We start from the raw sequence: 18,106 nt of genomic DNA on the forward strand, positions 1-18,106 counted from the left end.
CGGCCGCTTCGAGCCCGCCACCGGCATCGCCACCATGAGCGGCGTTGCTGTGGAAACCGACGACAAGTCCGGCCTCGCGCTACGCATCGCCCCGGTGCGCCTGGGCGGACGGCTGTCGCAGACGGTCCCGGAGTTCTGGGTGAATTGATCGCCGTTGACATGGGGCCGTCGCAGCCGCCGGTGCCCGGTACGGTCCCGGCTCCGCGTAGCGGCATGAAGAATGCCGCACCGCGTCCGAGACCGGACATTGTCTCTGCAGAAGTTCCGCTTCGCTCGACCTGTGCTGCGACCAACGTACTACGAACAACCGCTTGCCACCGAAGTACAATCCGAGCCAGGTTACACACGCAGATGTAGCTCGTTTTGATTGTATCATGACTCGCCCGATTTCCTTCGACCAGGCATCGCTGTCACTGCTCGATGCTGCCATCGATCCTTCGCAATGGGGGAAGGCGATGGACACCGTTGCGGAATATGCGGGAGCGACGGGAGCGGTGTTGCTTCAGATCCGGGGCCGGGGCCCCGGCACGCCGCATTCGGCGTCGCTGCAGGAGGGGCTCGACGTCTACTTCAGGGACGAATGGCACCTGCGCGACGAACGCGAACGCGGCGTGCCGCATCTGCGGTCGAAAGGCATCTTCGTCGATCAGGATTTCGTCACGCCGCACGAGCTGGACTCTCTGGATTATTACAACGGGTTCCTGCGCAAGTTCGACATGCGATGGTCGGCCGGCATCGGCTTTGCCAATGACGACGACGAATGGTGCCTCGTCGTCCAGCGCGGCGAACGAAAAGGCTTCTTCGACACCACCGCGCAAGCCGATCTGGTGCGGTTCGGCCCTTACCTTAACCGCGCCGCCCAGCTTGCGCGGCATCTGTCATACGCCAACGCGACCGGGATGCTGGACGCCTTCGAGGCGCTCGGCTGCGCCAGTTTCCTGCTCGACCATGCAGGGCGGGTAATCCGCCATAATGCGCCAGCGGAACGCCTGCTTGGCGACGGGCTGGTGTTGTCGGGCGGTCGGCTGCGGTGCACCCGTGCCGGCGACAGCCTGGCGCTGGGCCAGCTCACAGCGGCCCTCAACCATAGCGCCCGGGCAACAGCCGTGGACATGCCGGTGGTGGTGGTGGAACGGCTGGCGAAGCGTCCATTGGTGATCCAGGGCATTGCGCTCGCAGGTCTGGCCAGCGCTGTCTTTTCGCCGGCGACGTCGATCCTGCTCGTCTCCGACACCGACCTCCGACCGGCGCCGACGCCGATCCAGGTCACGCAGAAGATCTTCGGACTGACGGCCATGGAAGCGACGCTTCTGTCCCGTCTCGAACAGGAAATTCCGCTGCCCGCCGCCGCGGAGGCCATAGGCATCTCGTTCGAGACCGCACGCTCGCATTTGAAACGGATTTTTTCCAAGACCGGGACCAGCCGTCAGGCTGACCTGCTGATGTTGCTGCGCCGCGTCCATCGCACGTCGCTGTAGCCGGCTCCCCCTTTGTTTGATGGCGAGGCCTCACCCAATTGGGTGACTGTCGTCACGCCGATTCGTGTCGTTGTACGGTCGTCAGTTCGTGGCGATGCCGACCGGCGAGCCCCCGAGCCGATCCAGTCCAGATCATACGAAGGAAATACCATGATATCACTCAGGACGGCGCTGCTCGTAGCGGCACTGGTAGGCGGCATGGCATCCCATTCCGCGTCGGCGCAAGTTGTGGCGCTGGGGGCCAGCAATACCGAGGGGCACGGCGTCGGATCGTCGGAAGCCTATCCGGCGCAGTTGCAGCGCATGCTGCAGGCCAAGGGATCGAGCACCCAGGTTAGCAACGCCGGCGTGTTCGGCGATACCACCCAGGGCATGCTGTCGCGGCTGTCGAGCAGCGTGCCGGAAGGCACCAAGGTCGTCATCCTGCAGTTCGGCGGCAACGACGGCCGCCGCGGCATCACCCCGCCGCAGCGCCAGGCCAATATCGCCAGTATCCAGCAGCAGTTGAAGGCGCGTGGTATCAAGACGGTACAGGCTGACGGCTATGTGAAGTCGGCGCTGCAGTCCGGCATGGCGCAAAGCGACGGCATCCACCTCACCGCCGCGGGCCATCAGAAGGTCGCCGCCCAGCTCGTCGGCTCGGTGCGATAGCCCCGTCCGACGGAGGCGTTGCCCGCGGATTCGCTGCAGTGCTTCGACAGGGTCCGCCCCGGCTTGCGCCGAGGCGGGCCTTGCGCTCGTATCGCTTCGGTTCATCTGGAATGCCCGTCATGTCGTCAGAGCTGCTTCACCACGAGCAACCAGGTCCCGCGCCGGCCGCGCCTTCGGTCGCCCCGCCGAAGCGCCGGCTTCACGCCCGCACCGGGGATTATCTGGCTTCCCAGGTCCGCGACCGCACGGTGGCCGAGCTGGTCATGTTCGCCAAGGGGCTGGCCGTGGTGCTGGTCACCGTGGTGCCGATCGTGTTGACGGTGATCGTGGTCTCCAAGGCGATGATCGAGAATGGCATCGTGATGACGGCGCTACGCGTGCCGCAGTCGCTGGAAAGTGCCGGCTACACGGCGGAAACCGCGACGCAGCGGCTGCTCGACGAGATTTCTGCACTCAACCGCACTTCCAATGCGGCAAAACCCAAGACCGCGCTCGGCGACACCCAGTTGATCGACGCGCTGTCGTCGATCGAGACGCCGGCCGGCAATATCGATTTGAAGTCGTTCCAGTCGCTGATCCAGAAGGTGCTGGGTAAGCAGATCGTGCAGATCTCCGGCGAGATCACCACCCGCACCGAGGATGGCAAGGAGCTGCTACGGCTGCGCCTGCGCCAGAATCCCGGCCGCGAGGGCCTGATCGACGTGGAAACCTCGCAGGGCGCCGAGAACCTGTTCCGCAAGGCGGCGCTCAACCTGCTGGAGCACATCGATCCCGAGATTGCCGCGGGCATCTATTTTCGCGAATATGGCGACGAAGAGAGCGCGATGCGGCTGACCGCGGTGGCGCTGGCCGGCGGCCACAAGGACGCTGAAAAATACGCGCTCAACCTGCGCACCTACATCTACCTCAACCGCGGCCAGATCGCCGAGGCGCAAAAGGCGACCGACGGCGCCCGCGCCATGGACCCGGATTTCGCCGCGGTCGAATACACCAGGGCATTCGTGCTCCTGGCGCAGAAACGGCCCGAGGAGGCGCTGGAAGCGACGCGGCGTGGCGTCGAACGCGCCCCAGACTCCGACAACAGCTACAATTCGCTCGGCATCGTGCTCAACGCCATGGGCCGCAAGGACGAGGCGATCGAGGCGCATCGCACCGCGCTGACCAAGAACCCGCGCAGCATCGTCGCCTATCGCCGTCTTGCCGTGGTGTTCCGCGAGGCGAAGCGCGACAAGGAGGCCAGCGAGGCGCTGCTCACCGGCGTCGCAGTGATCCCGAACAGTGCCATGCTGCAGCTCGACTATGGCGAGGACCTGCAGCGCCAGGGCCGCAACTACGAAGCGATCGGTCCGCTGCGCAAAGCGTTCGAGGCGCAGCCCGACAATATCCGCTTTCAGGTCGCGCTGGCGGAAACCGAGCTGGCGCTTGGCCACGCCGCGGAGGCCGGCAAGCTGGTTGCCACCGTGAAAGGCCGGCTCGGCACCGGCGAAAAGTTTCCCGGCATCATCCGGCAGCGTGCCGATGCCCTCGTTGCGCGCGTCGGCCCGGATACGGCGGCACCGGCCGCGAAATAGCCGCCGCCGTCTCGCCTCGATGCGCAAGATTAGTTTCGCCGCACTCTACCTTAGCCCTACAGCTTGTACGCCGTGCGAAACCCGCCCCAGTGCCGGCCCTTGACGCGGATCGGCACGTCGATCTCGCGCATCATCACGGTGACGCCGTTGCCCATGTCGCGGGCGTAGCTCTGGATCAGGTAGGCGCGGGTGTTGCGGCCGGCGGCGAGGCCGGCGGGATCGTTGAAAATGCGGCGGTTGCGCGAATTGGCGGTGTTGAAGGCGACGTCACCGGGCCGCTGCGGCTTCGAATAGATGCTGTTGTGCACCGGCAGATAGCCGTTGCGGTCGATCATGGCGCAGAACGCCATCCGCTTGTCGGTCGCGAGAAATGCGTCCTGGAACTGCGGCAGCGCGCGATCCGCCCAGTTCAATATCTTCGTCCGCACCTGCACCGGATTGCTGCCCGCGATCTCGACATAGGTCTCGTCGAACATGTCGTCGATGGTAATGGCGCCTGACGAAATGCCTTCCGCAAAAATCTTGTTGAGCGTCGCGCCGGCGTCCAGCGCGCGGGTGACGAACTCGGTGTTCTCGTCGTGGATCGCCCATAGCCGGTCTTCGATGCGGCTGATCAGCTTGGCGTCCGGCGCCACGAAGGTCGCTCGCGCGCCGGCCTTGGAATGCTCGGTAACGCGCAGCCGGCAGGGGCCGACGTCGATGAGGTCGGCGGCGATGGTCTCGTTGCTCGGCAACGATGCCGCGTCCGGCCCGCCGATCAGGATGCCCTCCATGGAAATCTCGTAGACCGGCGCGCTGAGCTTGCGACCGCGCGCCTGCAATTCGATCTGCAGGTGGCACGGCAGCCGCTCGCGCTTGCGCTCGTCCTCGCGCTCGTTCTGGCGCAGCAGCACCGCGCAGCGCGTCTTCAGCTTGGTGGCGAACATCGTTACCGCCTGGCCGGCCTGGGCGACGCTCTCGCCGTGCGCCGCGGCTTCCTTCGCGGCGACGTCGATCTCGGCCGCGCTGTCGCCCACCGAGACGATGAACTGCGACGCCTGTGCGGCATTGTTCGACATGTCGGAGGTGGTGGCGTTCTGTTCGGCCACCGCGCCGTTGACGTGGGCAAATACCGGGCGGATCGCCTCGATCGCCTTGGAGATGCGGTGCACCGCATCGAAAGAGCGCGCGGCGTCGTTCTGCAGCGCGTCGATCCGGCTTTCGATCTGCTTGGTGGCGTCCTGGGTCTGCACCGCCAGCGCCTTGACTTCGGTGGCGACCACGGCAAAGCCGCGGCCCATGGCGCCCGCGCGCGCCGCCTCGATGGTGGCGTTCAGCGCCAGCATGGTGGTCTGCCGCGCGATCTGGGCGATCAGCGTGACGACATGGCTGATCGCCGCCGACGACTCGCGCAGACGATCGACATTGACGCTGGCCTCTTGCGCCGCCGCGCCGGCCTCGTCGGCCAGTTGGCTGGCGTTGCGGACCTGCGCGCCGATGCCTTCGGCGGAATGGGTGAATTTTTCCGCCGCCTGCGAGAAGGTCGAGGCGGTGGATTGCGCCTGCAGGCTGCGGTCGGCGAGGGCGTCGGTGCGGGCGCGGATGGTGGTCAGCGTCGTTGCGGTGGATTCGGCGCCGCCGGCCACCGAGGTCGCCGCGCGCTCGAGCTGGCGGATCAGCGCGCCGAGTTCCAGCTCCAGCAGTTCGAGAATGTCGCGCGCCGAATCGGCCTCGGCCACGGCCGGGGTCTCTGCCACAACGGCAGCAGGCGCGATTTCCGGCGCAGCCGCGACGGGTCGCTGCTTGCGAAACACTGCAAAGGCCATGGTGAGTTCCGCTACTATTTGCTGCAACGCAATTTATGCGGGTATTGTTGCACCCGGGCGTGAAGCCGTGGTTAACGAGAGGCCGCGCTGTCGTCGGGTGCGGCGATTTCGCGCGATTTTTTGATTTTGCCGGGCCTGCGGCCTATAACCCCGCGCCCCACCCTGACAGTTCAGACGATTCCGAGAGAGACCGCATGGCCGGACATTCCCAGTTCAAGAACATCATGCACCGCAAGGGCAAGCAGGATGCCCAGAAGTCGAAGCTGTTCTCCAAGCTGGCGCGGGAAATCACCGTCGCGGCCAAGATGGGCACCCCGGATCCCGCCATGAACGCCCGGTTGCGTGCTGCCATGACCGCGGCCCGCCAGGAAAACATGCCGCGCGACAACATCGAGCGCGCGGTCAAGAAGGCGAGCGCCTCCGAGGGCGAGAACTACGACGAGATCCGCTACGAGGGCTACGGCCCCGGCGGCGTCGCCGTAATCGTCCAGGCGCTGACCGACAACCGTAACCGCGCCGCCTCCGACATCCGCTCCTATTTCACCAAGTCCGGCGGTAACCTCGGCGAGACCGGCTCGGTGTCCTTCATGTTCGACCACCTCGGCATCATCGAATATGACGCGGCGAAAGCCAGCGCCGACGACATGCTCGACGCCGCCATCGAGGCCGGCGCCGACGACGTGGCGTCGAGCGAAGGCGGCCACGAGGTCTACGCCTCCAAGGAAACCTTTCGCGACGTGGCGAAGGCGCTGGAAGTGAAATTCGGTGAAGCCCGCAAGGCGGAACTGACCTGGAAGCCGCACAACACCGTGCCGGTGGACGACGAGACCGGCGAGAAGCTGCTCAAGCTGATCGATCTGCTCAACGAACACGACGACGTGCAGAACGTGTACGCGAATTTCGAGGTGTCCGACGCGCTGGTCGCCAAGATGGGCGGCTAGTTTTCAGCACGCTCCGTTTCCCGGACGCGCCGCGGCATTCTTATGCCGCTGCGCAGATCCGGGATCCCGGTTCTTCTTCGTCGTGGCAATGCACCGGGACCCCGGATCAGCAGCGCACCACGTCGCAAGTGCGACGCGTTGCGCAGCGTCCGGGGGAGCGGGACCTCGCGGCGTAGCGCGGCGCATCCGACACAAGTGGCATATTCGCCGTGCACATCCCTGTGTTGCTATTTTGTTCTTAAGCATTCGGCGGTAAGACTCCGGCATGACACAGCCGCCGATTCGCCAATCCGTCCGTATTCTGGGCATCGATCCGGGCCTGCGCCGCACCGGCTGGGGCGTGATCGAGATCGACGGCAACCGGCTGACCTATATCGGCTGCGGCTCGGTGGAGCCGCCCGACACGCTGTCGCTGGCGATGCGCTTGCTCGGCATCCATGAGGGCCTCGCCAAGGTGCTCGGCGATTTCCAGCCGGCCGAATGCGCGGTCGAGCAGACCTTCGTCAACAAGGACGGCGTCGCCACGCTCAAGCTCGGCCAGGCGCGCGGCATCGCGATGATGACGCCGGCGATGTTCGGCCTATCGGTCGCCGAATACGCCCCCAACCAGGTCAAGAAGACCGTGGTCGGCGCGGGGCACGCCGACAAGAACCAGATCCAGATGATGCTGAAAATCCTGCTGCCCAAGGCCGAGCCGAAATCTGCCGACGCCGCCGACGCGCTGGCCATCGCTATCACGCATGCGCATCACCGCCAGAGCACGATGTTGCGGCTGAAGGTGGTGGGGGCGTGAGCAACAATAGGCGCCGTAAGCTCCCTCCCCCCTTGCGGGGGAGGGCCGGGGAGGGGGGTAACCCCGAGCAACGGCGCGTGTGGCTCACCCCCCTCCCGGCGCTGCGCGCCACCCTCCCCCGCAAGGGGGGAGGGAAGGAAGAAGAGCACGCCTCATGATCGGCAAGCTCAAGGGCCTGATCGATTCCTACGGCGAGGACTACGTGATCCTCGACGTGCAGGGCGTCGGTTATCAGGTGCATTGCTCGGCGCGCACGCTGCAGGCGCTGCCGGCGCCCGGCGAGGCCGCGGTGTTGTCGATCGAAACCTATGTGCGGGAAGACGCCATCAAGCTGTTCGGCTTCCGCAGCGATAGCGAGCGCGAGTGGTTTCGCCTGTTGCAGACCGTGCAGGGCGTCGGCGCCAAGGTGGCGCTGGCGGTGCTGTCGACGCTGCCGCCGGCCGATCTCGCCAATGCCATCGCGCTGCGCGACAAGGCCGCGGTGGCGCGCACGGTCGGCGTCGGCCCAAAGGTCGCCGAACGCATCGTCACCGAATTGAAGGACAAGGCGCCGGCGTTCGCCACTGTCGATCCGGCGCTGGTGCATCTGTCGGGCGCGATCGATGACCACAGCGCGCCGCGCCCGGTGTCGGACGCAATCTCCGCGCTGGTCAACCTCGGCTACGGCGCGCCGCAGGCCGCCGCGGCGATCGCCGGCGCCTCGCGCATTGCCGGCGAAGGCGCCGAGACGGCGATGCTGATCCGGCTGGGCTTGAAGGAACTGGCGAAGTGACCGCGCGCAGCGCGTCTTCCTTCCCCTCTCCCCTTGTGGGAGAGGGTGGCCGCGCGCAGCGCGGACGGGTGAGGGGTAGTGTTTTGCTGCAACCCCTCATCCGACGCGGACTTCGTCCGCGCCACCTTCTCCCACCCAGCGAAGCTTCGCTTCGCGCGGGGGAGAAGGAAGAAGGCCACCTCACCGCGACCTCCTTCGTGCTAACGTAACCCCATGAATCCACCCACCCGCCTGATCACCCCCGAGCGCCGCGCCGACGATATCGGCGACACCTCGCTGCGCCCGCAAATCCTGTCCGAATTCGTCGGCCAGGCGCAGGCCCGCGCCAATCTGCAGATCTTCATCGACGCCGCGCGCAAGCGAAACGAGGCGCTGGACCACGTGCTGTTCGTCGGCCCGCCCGGCCTCGGCAAGACAACGCTGGCGCAGATTGTGGCGCGCGAGCTCGGCGTCGGTTTTCGCGCGACGTCCGGTCCGGTCATCGCCAAGGCCGGCGATCTCGCGGCCCTCCTGACCAATCTCGAAGAGCGCGATGTGCTGTTCATCGACGAAATTCATCGCTTGGCGCCCGCGGTGGAAGAAGTCCTGTATCCCGCGATGGAGGATTTTCAGCTCGATTTGATTATCGGCGAGGGCCCCGCGGCGCGCTCGGTGAAAATCGAACTCGCGAAGTTTACGCTGGTCGGCGCGACCACCCGCGCGGGCCTGCTGACCAATCCGTTGCGCGACCGCTTCGGCATTCCGGTGCGGCTGAATTTCTACACCGTGGAAGAGCTGGAAAAGATCGTCACCCGCGGCGCCCGCGTGCTGGAGATCGGCATCACGCCCGACGGCTCCAACGAGATCGCGCGCCGCGCAAGGGGCACGCCGCGCATCGCGGGCCGTTTGCTGCGCCGGGTGCGCGACTTCGCCTCCGCCGCCGATGCTTCCGCCATCGATCGAAAAATCGCCGACCACGCTTTGAGCGCGCTGGAAGTCGACAGCGCCGGCCTCGACGCCATGGACCGCCGCTATCTCACCACCATCGCCATGAACTACGGCGGCGGCCCGGTCGGCGTCGAGACCATGGCCGCGGCACTGTCCGAACCGCGCGATGCGATTGAAGACATCATCGAGCCGTTCCTGATCCAGTGCGGCTACCTGCAGCGCACCCCGCGCGGACGGCTGCTGACCTCGCACGCGTTCAAGCATCTCGGGCTCAACGAACCCAGCCGCGACGCCAGCCAGATCGGGCTGTTCGGCGGGGATGAGAACGAATAGGGGCTGTACGCCCGCTCAATGGCCGGCCAACGCCTCAGCCGCTATCTCTTCCACCCGCTGCAATGAAATGCCCTCGCGCTGCTCGACGGCGAGGGGATGATCGGTCGGTTCAAGCTCGATCAGCGGACGCTGACCCGCATCCCGCAGGTGAACACGAGTCTTGAGGCCGAACGTCGTCGGATAGACCCCGAGATCGTTGCAAAGCCAGCCGAACATGGGAGGCTCGCTCGCCCTGATCTCGGCGTCCCAAAGCGCCACGATGCGCTCGAAATTCTGCTTTGTGACGGAAACCCAGACCCCCCAGACAAAAGTCGCCGGAGGGTCGATGATCGGGATGTCCAGGCAGCCGCGGACAAAAAAATGTTGCCGGTCGATCACGCAAAGATCGCTGTCGATCGTTCCGCGGGTCGCGCGTTCCTGTTCGGTCAACCCGGCCCATGGATCGGGCGCCAATGGCGCGAAGCTCAACGGGAGCTCGTCGAATTGCTGGCCGCAGCAGCGGCAGGTCCATGTGTACTTCATGGGAAGGCACCCAAGAGCAGACGGTTGCCCACATGCTACCACGCTGCTGCAGGTCGGCAGAGAGAAATACTTGTGGCGCCGCGTGGATCGAAGCCGCCAAAAAATGGAAGCGGGAAATCCCGAAGCCCGCGCCGCCACTGGCGCGCGCGGGCTGAGATTGTTGTTCCCTCAATGCATCAGCGTCTTCATGGCGCGGTACAGCACCGCGGGATCGTGCTCGCCCTTGTAGAGCGGCGAGACCTTCTTCTCGAGGCCGAGCAGGGCAAACACCGCGGTCTGCGCCGAGCGCACCGAATATTCCACGGTGAACACCGTATCGTCGGGGATCTCGCAATACTGCCCGAGGAAGGCGAGGTTGGTGGTGCCGGCCGGCGTGACGTCCGGGCGGTCGCCCTTCGCCCGCGGCATGAACTGGCTGGTGATGTAGGGCATCATGCAGGGAATGCAGTTGGCAGCCTGCATGATCCTGTCCTTGTCGGCGTCGAAGCGGAGGTGGCCGAGCAGCTCGGTCATCAGTTCCTCGCCTGAACAGTCCGACATCTTCTTCTTCACGAAATTGCCGATTTGATCGACGAACAGGCCATAGCCCCAGAACGTTTGCACGTCTTCGGGCTGGCCGATGAAATGCGGCTGCGCCGCCAGCACCACCGACATCAGCCAGTTGGAATCGGTGAAGGTGACGAGCCCGCCGGTGCCGGCCTCGTTGCCGGTGAATTTTTCCATCAGGTCGAAGAAGATGGGGTCCTTCATGGTGGTCGTGAACGACAGCCACTTGGATTCATCGACCCGGCTGTTGAAGGCGGCAGGCCTGCCGAATTCCGGATGTTTGCTCGCCAAGGTCTCCCACAGCGCCCACGAGCCGTCGGTCTTGCCGTCTTTGGCAGTGAGTTCGGCCGGCTTTTTCATCGAGCCCAGCGTCGAGGCGGTGGTCATCGAGCCGTTGGTGACGAACACCAGGTCGTCGTCGCCCACCGCGACGAGCTTCGGCGCTCCATGATCGGTTACATGCAGCCGGTCCACGGCCTTGCCGCGCGGGCCGTACTTGAAGTCCATGTCGGTGACGCCGACGCCGGTCGCAAACTGCACGCCCTGCGCCTTCAGCCAGGTGGTCAGCGGCAGCACGATGGAATCGTACTGGTTGTACGGCGTGCGGCGGACGCCGCCGAGCGTCTCGATGCGCGGAAATTCTTGGATGAAGCGATGCAGATAGCGCTTCAGCTCCACCGCGCTGTGCCACGGCTGGAACGCGAAGGTGGTGACCCACATGTACCAGAAATGGGTGGTGAAGAACGCGGGCGCGAACATGTCTTCGATGCGCCTGGTGCCGAGCGCTTCTTCCGACATCGCCATCAATTCGATCAGGTCGATGCGGTCGCGGCGGGAAAAGCCCATGGTGGAGACATCGACCTTCTGGCCGCCGCGCACCAGCCGCGCTTTGGCGTGCGGAATATGCTTCTCGTTGAAGGCGTAGATCTCGTCCTTGACGGTGACGGCGGGATCGCCGAGCGAAGGAACGCCGGACAAAAGGTCGAACGTGCAGGTATAGGCCTCATAGGTGAACATGCGGCCGCCGCGGATCACATAACCCTTGTCGGCGGCGCCGGCGCCGTCGAGGCTGCCGCCCAGCACGTCGGTTTCCTCGAATACGGTGATGTTGGCGCCCGAAAGCCCGCCGTCGCGGATCAGATAGGCGGCACTGGCCAGCGACGCGATGCCGCCGCCCACCAGATAGGCCTTGGTTTCGCTCCGCGTGACGGATCGATTGTCAGTGGTCATTTCGCTGCACTTTCGGGTGAGATTATTTGGCTCGATCGAAGCATGGAGACGATGGGCAGCTATCGACCGATGGCCACGCTGGATGTCGTCGGTACAACGAACGTAGGGCGTCCCGGTCGGTTCCGGTTTGATCTCGATCAACGGAGATGGTCGCGCCACGCAGCATCGCTTTGGCGACCTGACGGCGGTCTGGGTTCCTGATCCGATCCAGGAGGCAATGCTCGATCTCGTCCGCGCGCCATGGACGCCGTGATGCAGCTTATGAGCGCTCGCCGGCAGTGTCTTGCGTTCCTGCTACGTCACGGCCGCAACGATGGGCGCCCTCCGCGCCTGAATGGCGCAGCACTTGCAGATGGGAAGGGCGTGCCTGTCGCCGCAAAACCGCTGCGTCGGGATCGACGAGAAGTGATCGTCAGGGAGTTCATGTCATGGAGCTGAAGTGGCTCGAAGACTTTTTGAGTCTGGCGGCGACGCGGAGCTTTTCGCGCTCCGCGCATGAGCGGCACGTGACGCAGTCGGCGCTGAGCCGCCGCATCCGGCAGCTGGAAAACTGGCTCTGCGTTCCCTTGTTCGACCGCAGCACCTATCCGGTTCGCGTGACCGCGGAAGGCACGGCCTTCCTGCCCAAGGCGGTGGAAATGGTCGCGTTGATCCAGGGCGCCCGCCGCGATATCCGGCATCAGCACGCGGTGACGGCCGAAGTGCTAACCTTCGCCACGCTCAACACCCTGGCGCTGACGTTCTTCCCGGACTGGATTCGCCGGCTGGAGGGCCGCGGCCACGTGTTCAAGACCCATTTCGGCGATCAGCGCTCGTCCTTTGCCGGGAAGGTTTCGATGCTGCTGGACGGCGAGAGTGACTTTTTTCTGACCTATGCGCACCCGAACGTGCCGACCCACATCGATCCGGAACGGTTCGCCTACCGGTGCCTAGGTACGGAAGCGGCTATTCCGGTTTCGGTTCCCGATGCCAGCGGCAATCCCGTTCACGCGCTTCGTCCGTCCGGGGCGGCGGTCGCCTATCTCAGTTACGGGACCGGCTCATTTTTCGGGCGAGGACTGGTGAAACTGCTGGCGGAGCGGCCGCTGCCGTTGACCACCGTGTACGAGAACGCCATGTCCGCCGGCCTGAAGGCGATGGCGTTGGCGGGCTGTGGCGTCGGCTGGATTCCCGAAAGCCTGATCAGCGAAGAATTGAAGTCCGGCCAGCTTGTGATGGCCGGCGATGCCTCATGGCATCTGCCCACAGAAATCCGGCTCTACCGCGCCAGCGGCCGTTGCCGGCCGGCCGTGGAGCGGTTCTGGGCGGCGATCGACGACGCTGACCAGCGGGTCGAGAGCCGGCCGCTGCATCTTGCCGGCGCCGCCTGAGCATCAGGCGAACATCGGCGCCAGGAAGGAGAGGTCTGGCTGCTCGTCCAGCCGGGTGAGCGCGCCGTACAATTCGGCCGTCGTGTCAGGTCCGAGCCTGGCGCAGCAATCGGCGAATTTGGTCGCGCGATCGTTGTCGTCGAACGGATCGGCGATGCTGCCTTTGGCATGCTGCCGCGCGGCCGTCAGCTCTGTGCCGTCCCTCAGCCGGATGACAACCTCGTGCGGCAGTCGGCCGCCCGCCAGCTCTTCCTCGCGGCTGCGCGCGGTCATGGTGGTGAGCGACAGCAGCTTTCGGATGTCGGGCCGGGCGATGTTCGCCAGCGTGAAATCGGCCAGCCCGATGCGATCCTGCACCAGCGCCAGCGCCACGCAATAATGCATGGAGAAGCGCGCCTGCATCTCGTCCTGCGGATTGGCGTAGCTCAGGTTGCGCGCATTGGCGATGCCGACGAGGCAATCGAGCGCCGCGACGTCATCCGCCGTGAAGCCATGTTGCGCCCGCAGGTCTAGCACCATATCGACCACATAGTGCGTCGAGCCGCAGCACGGATGGCGCTTCGGAATGACGCCGTGGCCCTCGATCGCCAGCGGCTGCGCCAACTTAAGTCCGTCCCAGCCAGTCGCATCAGGCCCGCCGAACAGATCGCGAAAACCCTGCGCGCCCTCCAGGATATCGAGTCGCCCGGTCAGGCCGGCGCCGCCGAATGCGGCGGCCTCGACGGCATTGCGTGCGGCCATGCCGGCATGGAACGGTTTGGCCGGGGTGCCGAACTGGCCCTTGACCCCGGCGGCGCTGCTGACCGCCATGCTCATCGCCCGCGCGGTCGCCGCGGCGTCGAGGCCGAGCAGCCGCGCGACCCCCGCCGCGGTGCCGATGGCGCCGCAGGTCGAGGTCGAATGCCAGCCGACTGTATAGTGCGAAGGGTTGACGCCGACGCCGACGGCGGCCTGCGCTTCCAGCCCGACGATGTAGGCATCGACCAGCGCCGCTCCGCTGATGTTCAGCGGTGCCGCGGCCGCGAGCAGCGCCGGCACCAGCACCGCCGAAGCGTGGCTGATCGCCGGATGAAAATTGTCGTCATAGTCGAGCGCGTGGGCGGCGGTGCCGTTGATCAGCGCCGCGGTCGCCGCCGATGCGCGGCCGCCGCCGATCACCGGGCTTTCACCGGAGGTCGAGATCTGCCCCGCCACGGCGCGCCGCACCGCTTGTGTTGAGAAGTCATCCACGCCGGCGATCATGCAGCCGACGGTGTCGGCGATGGCCTCGATGGCGCGCTTGCGGGCGCGGGGCGGAAACGTGCTGGCCGAATGGCTCCACGCCGCAATGGCTTCGATGGCGCTCGTCATAGCTATCTCCGGGACGTGAGGGCGATCTGCGACATCAGCGTGGGTTCACCGCGTGACGGCGTGCACCGAGGATCAGGCGCAGCAGTTTGCCAAACTGGAAGTTGTCGACCGAGCGGCCGGGCACGCCGGTATCGACGCGGTGCACGATGACGAGGTCCAGCGGCGGGATGACGACGAGGAAATGCCCGCCGGCGCCCTGCGCCGAAAAGCTGCCTTCGGGCTGCACCACGCCGGGAAAGCCGGTTCCGGCTCTTGCCAGCCACCACATGTAGCCATAGGCACCGCGCGTTCCGGCGTCGGAATAGGGCAGCACGCTGGTGGCAACCCAGTCTGCGGAAATGACCCGCCGCGGCCCCCAGCGTCCGTCGCGCAAAAACATCAGGCCGAAGCGCGCGAGATCGCGGGTCGACATGGCAAACGGATAGGCCGGGTGTCGCGAGCACGCGTCGGGCACCAGCCAGCCATCCTTACGCTCGTCGTCATGGCGAAAATCTTCCATGCCGAGCGGCTGCGCGATGAGGTCGCAGAATGCCTCGTGGATATCGCGGCCGGTGAGCTCGGTGAAGATCGTGCCGAGCGCGTTGAAGTCCCAGTTACTGTAGCACCAGGCAGTGCCGGGGGCCTGCGAATGCCGCGGCGGCTTGATCGATCGCATCCACGGCGTCTCGTAGCCGGCGGGATGATAGATACTCGATCGCGCGGTCAGCAGATCGTAGATCGTTGCCTGCTTCTCGACTGAACTCAGCCCTTCAACGTCGTCGATGCCCAGTGCATCCAGCGTCAGCGACAGGTCGATGCTGCCGTCTTCCACATAGGGGCCGATCAGCGCCGACAAAAAGCTCTTGCGGATCGAATGGCAATTGAAGCGCCTGGTGATGTCGCCCCAGCTCGCCACCTCGCGACCGCCTTGCACGATCATCACCGTATCGGTGGCAATCGTGCCCGCGTATTGGAAGGCATCGCTCAGCCGCTCCAGCGACCAGCCAGCCGCGGCGAGGTCGTCGATCATCGCCCAGCCTGCCGAGGGCCACGCCTCGTCCTGCCGGGCCTCGTCAACGGGAAGCTGGGTCACCGTGAGGAAGCGCTCTTCAGGATGCGGTGACATAGCCGGCACTCGCTTCGAGGAAGGTCCTTGTATAGGGCTCACGGGCGCGACCGCCGCGGACATCGGCCGCGGTCATCTCTTCAATGATGCGGCCCTCGGCCATGACAGCGATGCGGTCGCACAGGTGGGTGATCACCGCGATATCGTGGCTGACCATGAAGTAGGTGACGTTGCGCTCGCGGCGCAGCGTTTTGAGCAGGTTGAGGATCTCCGCCTGCACGGAAACATCAAGCGCCGAGGTCGGCTCGTCCAGCAGCAACACTTCGGGTTCGATCACCAGCGCCCGGGCGATGGCCACTCGCTGGCGCTGGCCGCCGGACAGCTCGTGCGGATAGCGAAACCGGAACGCGGGCCCGAGGCCGACGGCTTCCAGCACTGCATCGATGCGCTTGCGCGGATTGTCGAACCTGTGGATCGCCAGCGGCTCGGCCAGCACGCTCTCCACCATTTTTCGCGGGTGCAGCGATCCGTAGGGATCTTGGAACACCATCTGCACCCGACGGAAGAAATCCTTGTCGCGCTTGCGTGGTAGCTCCCTGTTGCCGAACAGCAGCGCGCCATCATAGGTCTCGACCAGCCCGGCGATGGTGCGCAGGATCGTCGACTTGCCGCAGCCGGATTCGCCTATCAGCCCGTAGGCCTCGCCTCGTGCGATGACGAACGACACGTCATCGACGGCAACAGTAGACAAAGCCCCGGTGCCGAAGCTGACATGGAGGCCGACCGCCTCAAGGATGCGATCTTTGCCAAGAATTTGCGAGGGCATCATGTGGATGCTCTCCGGATGGTGGGACTCGTGAGCCAGGCGGGATCGCGTTTCGGCACGGTGAGCATGTCCACCGGCCGGTCGAGGCGCGGCAGGCTGTCGAGCAGCGCGCGTGTATAGGGATGCTCGGCGTGCCTGAGGTCGCGCGCCGGAATGTCCTCGACGATGCGGCCGGCGTACATCACCAGCACGCGATCGCAGAAGTCTGCGACGAGGTTGAGGTCATGGCTGATGAACATCAGCCCGGCGCCGCGGCGGGTCACCAGTTCGTCGAGAATGGTCAGCACCTGGCGCCGCACGGTGACGTCGAGGGCCGAAGTCGGCTCGTCGGCGATGATCAGGTCCGGCTCCAGAATCAGCATCATCGCGATCATGATGCGCTGGCCCATGCCGCCGGAGACTTCGTGGGGTAGCAATTCAAACACCCGCTGGGGATTGCGGATGTTGACCGCCTCCAGCATGGCCATCGCCTTGTCGCGTGCCTCGGCTTTGCTGGATGGCGTATGCACGCGATAGGCCTCGACGATCTGCTGACCCACGCGCATCAAAGGGTTCAGCGAAAACTTCGGATCCTGCAGGATCATCGAGATCCGCTTGCCGCGGATTTTTCGCATTTCCGGCTCGGTGGCGGCGAGCAGATCGATGCCGTCGAAGCTGAGCTTCTTGGCGGTAATGTCCGCGCCTTTCGGCGTCAGCCGCAGCATCGCGCGGCCGGTCTGCGACTTGCCCGATCCGGATTCGCCGACGATGCCGACCTTCTCACGCCCGATGCAGAAAGAAACGCCCCGCACCGCATGGGTCACGCCGCGTCCGCCGTGGAACGAGATGTTGAGGTCCTCGACCTCCAGTAGCGGTTTAACCATGGCGCGGATCCATCATGTCACGCAGGCCGTCGCCGAGCAGGTTGAAGGCGAGGCTGACCAGCAGGATCGCGGTGCCGGGGATGGCGGCGATCATGCCGTTGGTGAAGATGAACTCGCGCGCCGACGACAGCATGGTGCCCCATTCCGGGCTCGGCGGCTGCGCACCGAGGCCGAGAAAGCCGAGGCCGGCGGCGGTCAAGATGATGGCGGCCATGTTGAGTGTGACGCGCACGATCACCGAGGGGATGCACATCGGCATGATGTGATTGAAGATGATGCGCAGGCTCGACGCTTTCTGCAATCGCACCGCGGCGATATAGTCCGACTTGCGGATCGATAGCGTCTCGGCGCGGGCAAGGCGCGCGATTGGGGGCCAGGCGGCGAGCGAGATGGCGATGATGGCATTCTCGATGCCCGGTCCCAACGCCGCAACAAACGCCAGCGCCAGAATCAGGCTCGGGAATGCCAGGAACACATCGACGATGCGCATCAGCACCGTATCGACCCAGCCGCCGATATAGCCCGCCGTGGTGCCAACGATCAGGCCGATCGGCGCGGCAATGACCGCGGTAAGCCCGGCGATGTACAGCGTGATGCGCGCGCCAAAGATCAGCCGGCTGTAGACGTCGCGGCCGAGTTCGTCGGTACCGAGCCAGTGCACGGACGACGGCTTCTGCAGCCGGATCGACAGGTCCTGCGCATAGATGTCGTGGGTGGCGACCAGGGGCGCGAAGACGGCGAGCAGCGTCACGATGATGATGACCGTGCCGCCGAACATCACCGACGGATTGGAGCGCAACGCGCCCCACGACAGCCAGAGCTGCTGCGCGCGTGCCTGCCACGACGACGTCGGCACCGGCTCCCTTAGCCAGGCCGACAGCGATGAGGGACGCGTGATGGTGTCTGCCATGATGCCTCAGCGGGTTCGGGGGTCGAAGACCCGGTACAGCAGGTCACAGACGATGTTGATGCCAATGAAGATCACGCCGATCAGAATGGTGCAGCCGACAACCGCGTTCATGTCGCCGGCGAGTAGCGCGTTGGTCAGATAGCGGCCGAAGCCGGGCCACGCGAACACCGTCT

At 65.4% G+C, this 18,106-nt stretch carries 18 protein-coding genes and 1 pseudogene; 10 read left to right on the forward strand and 9 right to left on the reverse strand.

What is annotated here, in order from left to right; all coding sequences use genetic code 11:
• The 4 genes and pseudogenes from JWR89_RS02220 to JWR89_RS02235 form a co-directional block, all read left to right on the forward strand.
• Positions 1-148, forward strand: a pseudogene (locus JWR89_RS02220) (metallophosphoesterase); the annotation flags it as partial.
• A gap of 307 nt (positions 149-455) precedes the next feature.
• Positions 456-1,478 (forward strand): helix-turn-helix transcriptional regulator, encoded by a 1,023-nt coding sequence (locus JWR89_RS02225; RefSeq protein ID WP_299711255.1) that lies wholly within the window; start codon positions 456-458, stop codon positions 1,476-1,478.
• A 150-nt stretch (positions 1,479-1,628) separates the two neighbouring features.
• A complete protein-coding gene (locus JWR89_RS02230) occupies positions 1,629-2,129 on the forward strand; it encodes a GDSL-type esterase/lipase family protein (protein WP_299711258.1) in 501 nt (166 codons plus the stop codon).
• 119 nt (positions 2,130-2,248) lie between these two features.
• A complete protein-coding gene (locus JWR89_RS02235) occupies positions 2,249-3,700 on the forward strand; it encodes a tetratricopeptide repeat protein (protein WP_299711261.1) in 1,452 nt (483 codons plus the stop codon).
• A gap of 56 nt (positions 3,701-3,756) precedes the next feature.
• Here JWR89_RS02235 and JWR89_RS02240 read toward each other — a convergent pair whose 3' ends face one another.
• A complete protein-coding gene (locus JWR89_RS02240; RefSeq protein ID WP_299711264.1) occupies positions 3,757-5,505 on the reverse strand; it encodes a methyl-accepting chemotaxis protein in 1,749 nt (582 codons plus the stop codon).
• Between the two features lie 194 nt (positions 5,506-5,699).
• Here JWR89_RS02240 and JWR89_RS02245 point away from each other — a divergent pair, with 194 nt between their 5' ends.
• From JWR89_RS02245 to ruvB, 4 genes are all read left to right on the forward strand, one after another.
• Positions 5,700-6,446, forward strand: coding sequence for a YebC/PmpR family DNA-binding transcriptional regulator (locus tag JWR89_RS02245; protein ID WP_299711267.1), 747 nt, complete (start codon positions 5,700-5,702; stop codon positions 6,444-6,446).
• 265 nt (positions 6,447-6,711) lie between these two features.
• Positions 6,712-7,239, forward strand: a complete 528-nt coding sequence (ruvC, locus tag JWR89_RS02250; RefSeq protein WP_299711270.1) for a crossover junction endodeoxyribonuclease RuvC — start codon at positions 6,712-6,714, stop codon at positions 7,237-7,239.
• Between the two features lie 154 nt (positions 7,240-7,393).
• Complete coding sequence (gene ruvA / locus JWR89_RS02255; protein WP_299711274.1) at positions 7,394-8,011, forward strand: Holliday junction branch migration protein RuvA; 618 nt, start codon at positions 7,394-7,396, stop codon at positions 8,009-8,011.
• 213 nt (positions 8,012-8,224) lie between these two features.
• Positions 8,225-9,271, forward strand: coding sequence for a Holliday junction branch migration DNA helicase RuvB (ruvB, locus tag JWR89_RS02260; protein ID WP_299711277.1), 1,047 nt, complete (start codon positions 8,225-8,227; stop codon positions 9,269-9,271).
• A gap of 15 nt (positions 9,272-9,286) precedes the next feature.
• Here the strand turns inward: ruvB and JWR89_RS02265 are convergent, their stop codons facing one another.
• Entirely contained in the window at positions 9,287-9,793 is a 507-nt protein-coding gene (locus JWR89_RS02265) for a DUF2199 domain-containing protein (RefSeq protein WP_299711280.1), read from the reverse strand.
• Positions 9,794-9,961: 168 nt separating this feature from the next.
• On the reverse strand, positions 9,962-11,569 hold the full coding sequence (locus tag JWR89_RS02270; protein ID WP_299711283.1) for an oleate hydratase: 1,608 nt from the start codon (positions 11,567-11,569) through the stop codon (positions 9,962-9,964).
• A gap of 127 nt (positions 11,570-11,696) precedes the next feature.
• Here JWR89_RS02270 and JWR89_RS02275 point away from each other — a divergent pair, with 127 nt between their 5' ends.
• Complete coding sequence (locus JWR89_RS02275) at positions 11,697-11,822, forward strand: hypothetical protein (RefSeq protein WP_299711306.1); 126 nt, start codon at positions 11,697-11,699, stop codon at positions 11,820-11,822.
• 175 nt (positions 11,823-11,997) lie between these two features.
• Positions 11,998-12,939, forward strand: a complete 942-nt coding sequence (locus tag JWR89_RS02280; protein WP_299711286.1) for a LysR substrate-binding domain-containing protein — start codon at positions 11,998-12,000, stop codon at positions 12,937-12,939.
• A gap of 3 nt (positions 12,940-12,942) precedes the next feature.
• On the opposite strand, the gene JWR89_RS02285 is transcribed toward JWR89_RS02280, so the two are convergent.
• The 6 genes from JWR89_RS02285 to JWR89_RS02310 all read right to left on the reverse strand — a co-directional run.
• On the reverse strand, positions 12,943-14,289 hold the full coding sequence (locus tag JWR89_RS02285) for an MmgE/PrpD family protein (protein WP_299711289.1): 1,347 nt from the start codon (positions 14,287-14,289) through the stop codon (positions 12,943-12,945).
• A 34-nt stretch (positions 14,290-14,323) separates the two neighbouring features.
• Positions 14,324-15,394, reverse strand: a complete 1,071-nt coding sequence (locus tag JWR89_RS02290; protein ID WP_299711291.1) for a serine hydrolase — start codon at positions 15,392-15,394, stop codon at positions 14,324-14,326.
• On the reverse strand, positions 15,378-16,148 hold the full coding sequence (locus JWR89_RS02295; RefSeq protein WP_299711300.1) for an ABC transporter ATP-binding protein: 771 nt from the start codon (positions 16,146-16,148) through the stop codon (positions 15,378-15,380). The genes JWR89_RS02290 and JWR89_RS02295 overlap by 17 nt, the downstream gene beginning before the upstream one ends.
• Before the next feature lie 11 nt (positions 16,149-16,159).
• The gene (locus JWR89_RS02300) at positions 16,160-17,023 is read right to left on the reverse strand and encodes an ABC transporter ATP-binding protein (RefSeq protein WP_299711294.1); all 864 of its coding nucleotides are present in this window, start codon (positions 17,021-17,023) and stop codon (positions 16,160-16,162) included.
• Complete coding sequence (locus tag JWR89_RS02305; RefSeq protein ID WP_299711297.1) at positions 17,016-17,933, reverse strand: ABC transporter permease; 918 nt, start codon at positions 17,931-17,933, stop codon at positions 17,016-17,018. Before JWR89_RS02305 ends, JWR89_RS02300 begins: the two co-directional genes overlap by 8 nt.
• 6 nt (positions 17,934-17,939) lie before the next feature.
• Positions 17,940-18,106 (reverse strand): ABC transporter permease subunit (locus tag JWR89_RS02310; RefSeq protein WP_299711303.1); only part of this gene is annotated, 167 nt, incomplete at its 5' end.

Origin of the sequence: Tardiphaga sp. (assembly GCF_028290785.1) — a bacterium.
In the GTDB taxonomy this organism is placed as follows: domain Bacteria; phylum Pseudomonadota; class Alphaproteobacteria; order Rhizobiales; family Xanthobacteraceae; genus Tardiphaga.

What these genes read in the sequence shown, in the direction of transcription:
- JWR89_RS02225 (WP_299711255.1), top strand. Translation starts at nt 456, where the DNA reads ATGGACACCGTTGCGGAATATGCGGGAGCGACGGGAGCGGTGTTGCTT.
- JWR89_RS02230 (WP_299711258.1), top strand. Translation starts at nt 1,629, where the DNA reads ATGATATCACTCAGGACGGCGCTGCTCGTAGCGGCACTGGTAGGCGGC.
- JWR89_RS02235 (WP_299711261.1), top strand. Translation starts at nt 2,249, where the DNA reads ATGTCGTCAGAGCTGCTTCACCACGAGCAACCAGGTCCCGCGCCGGCC.
- JWR89_RS02240 (WP_299711264.1), bottom strand. Translation starts at nt 5,505, where the DNA reads ATGGCCTTTGCAGTGTTTCGCAAGCAGCGACCCGTCGCGGCTGCGCCG.
- JWR89_RS02245 (WP_299711267.1), top strand. Translation starts at nt 5,700, where the DNA reads ATGGCCGGACATTCCCAGTTCAAGAACATCATGCACCGCAAGGGCAAG.
- ruvC (WP_299711270.1), top strand. Translation starts at nt 6,712, where the DNA reads ATGACACAGCCGCCGATTCGCCAATCCGTCCGTATTCTGGGCATCGAT.
- ruvA (WP_299711274.1), top strand. Translation starts at nt 7,394, where the DNA reads ATGATCGGCAAGCTCAAGGGCCTGATCGATTCCTACGGCGAGGACTAC.
- ruvB (WP_299711277.1), top strand. Translation starts at nt 8,225, where the DNA reads ATGAATCCACCCACCCGCCTGATCACCCCCGAGCGCCGCGCCGACGAT.
- JWR89_RS02265 (WP_299711280.1), bottom strand. Translation starts at nt 9,793, where the DNA reads ATGAAGTACACATGGACCTGCCGCTGCTGCGGCCAGCAATTCGACGAG.
- JWR89_RS02270 (WP_299711283.1), bottom strand. Translation starts at nt 11,569, where the DNA reads ATGACCACTGACAATCGATCCGTCACGCGGAGCGAAACCAAGGCCTAT.
- JWR89_RS02280 (WP_299711286.1), top strand. Translation starts at nt 11,998, where the DNA reads ATGGAGCTGAAGTGGCTCGAAGACTTTTTGAGTCTGGCGGCGACGCGG.
- JWR89_RS02285 (WP_299711289.1), bottom strand. Translation starts at nt 14,289, where the DNA reads ATGACGAGCGCCATCGAAGCCATTGCGGCGTGGAGCCATTCGGCCAGC.
- JWR89_RS02290 (WP_299711291.1), bottom strand. Translation starts at nt 15,394, where the DNA reads ATGTCACCGCATCCTGAAGAGCGCTTCCTCACGGTGACCCAGCTTCCC.
- JWR89_RS02300 (WP_299711294.1), bottom strand. Translation starts at nt 17,023, where the DNA reads ATGGTTAAACCGCTACTGGAGGTCGAGGACCTCAACATCTCGTTCCAC.
- JWR89_RS02305 (WP_299711297.1), bottom strand. Translation starts at nt 17,933, where the DNA reads ATGGCAGACACCATCACGCGTCCCTCATCGCTGTCGGCCTGGCTAAGG.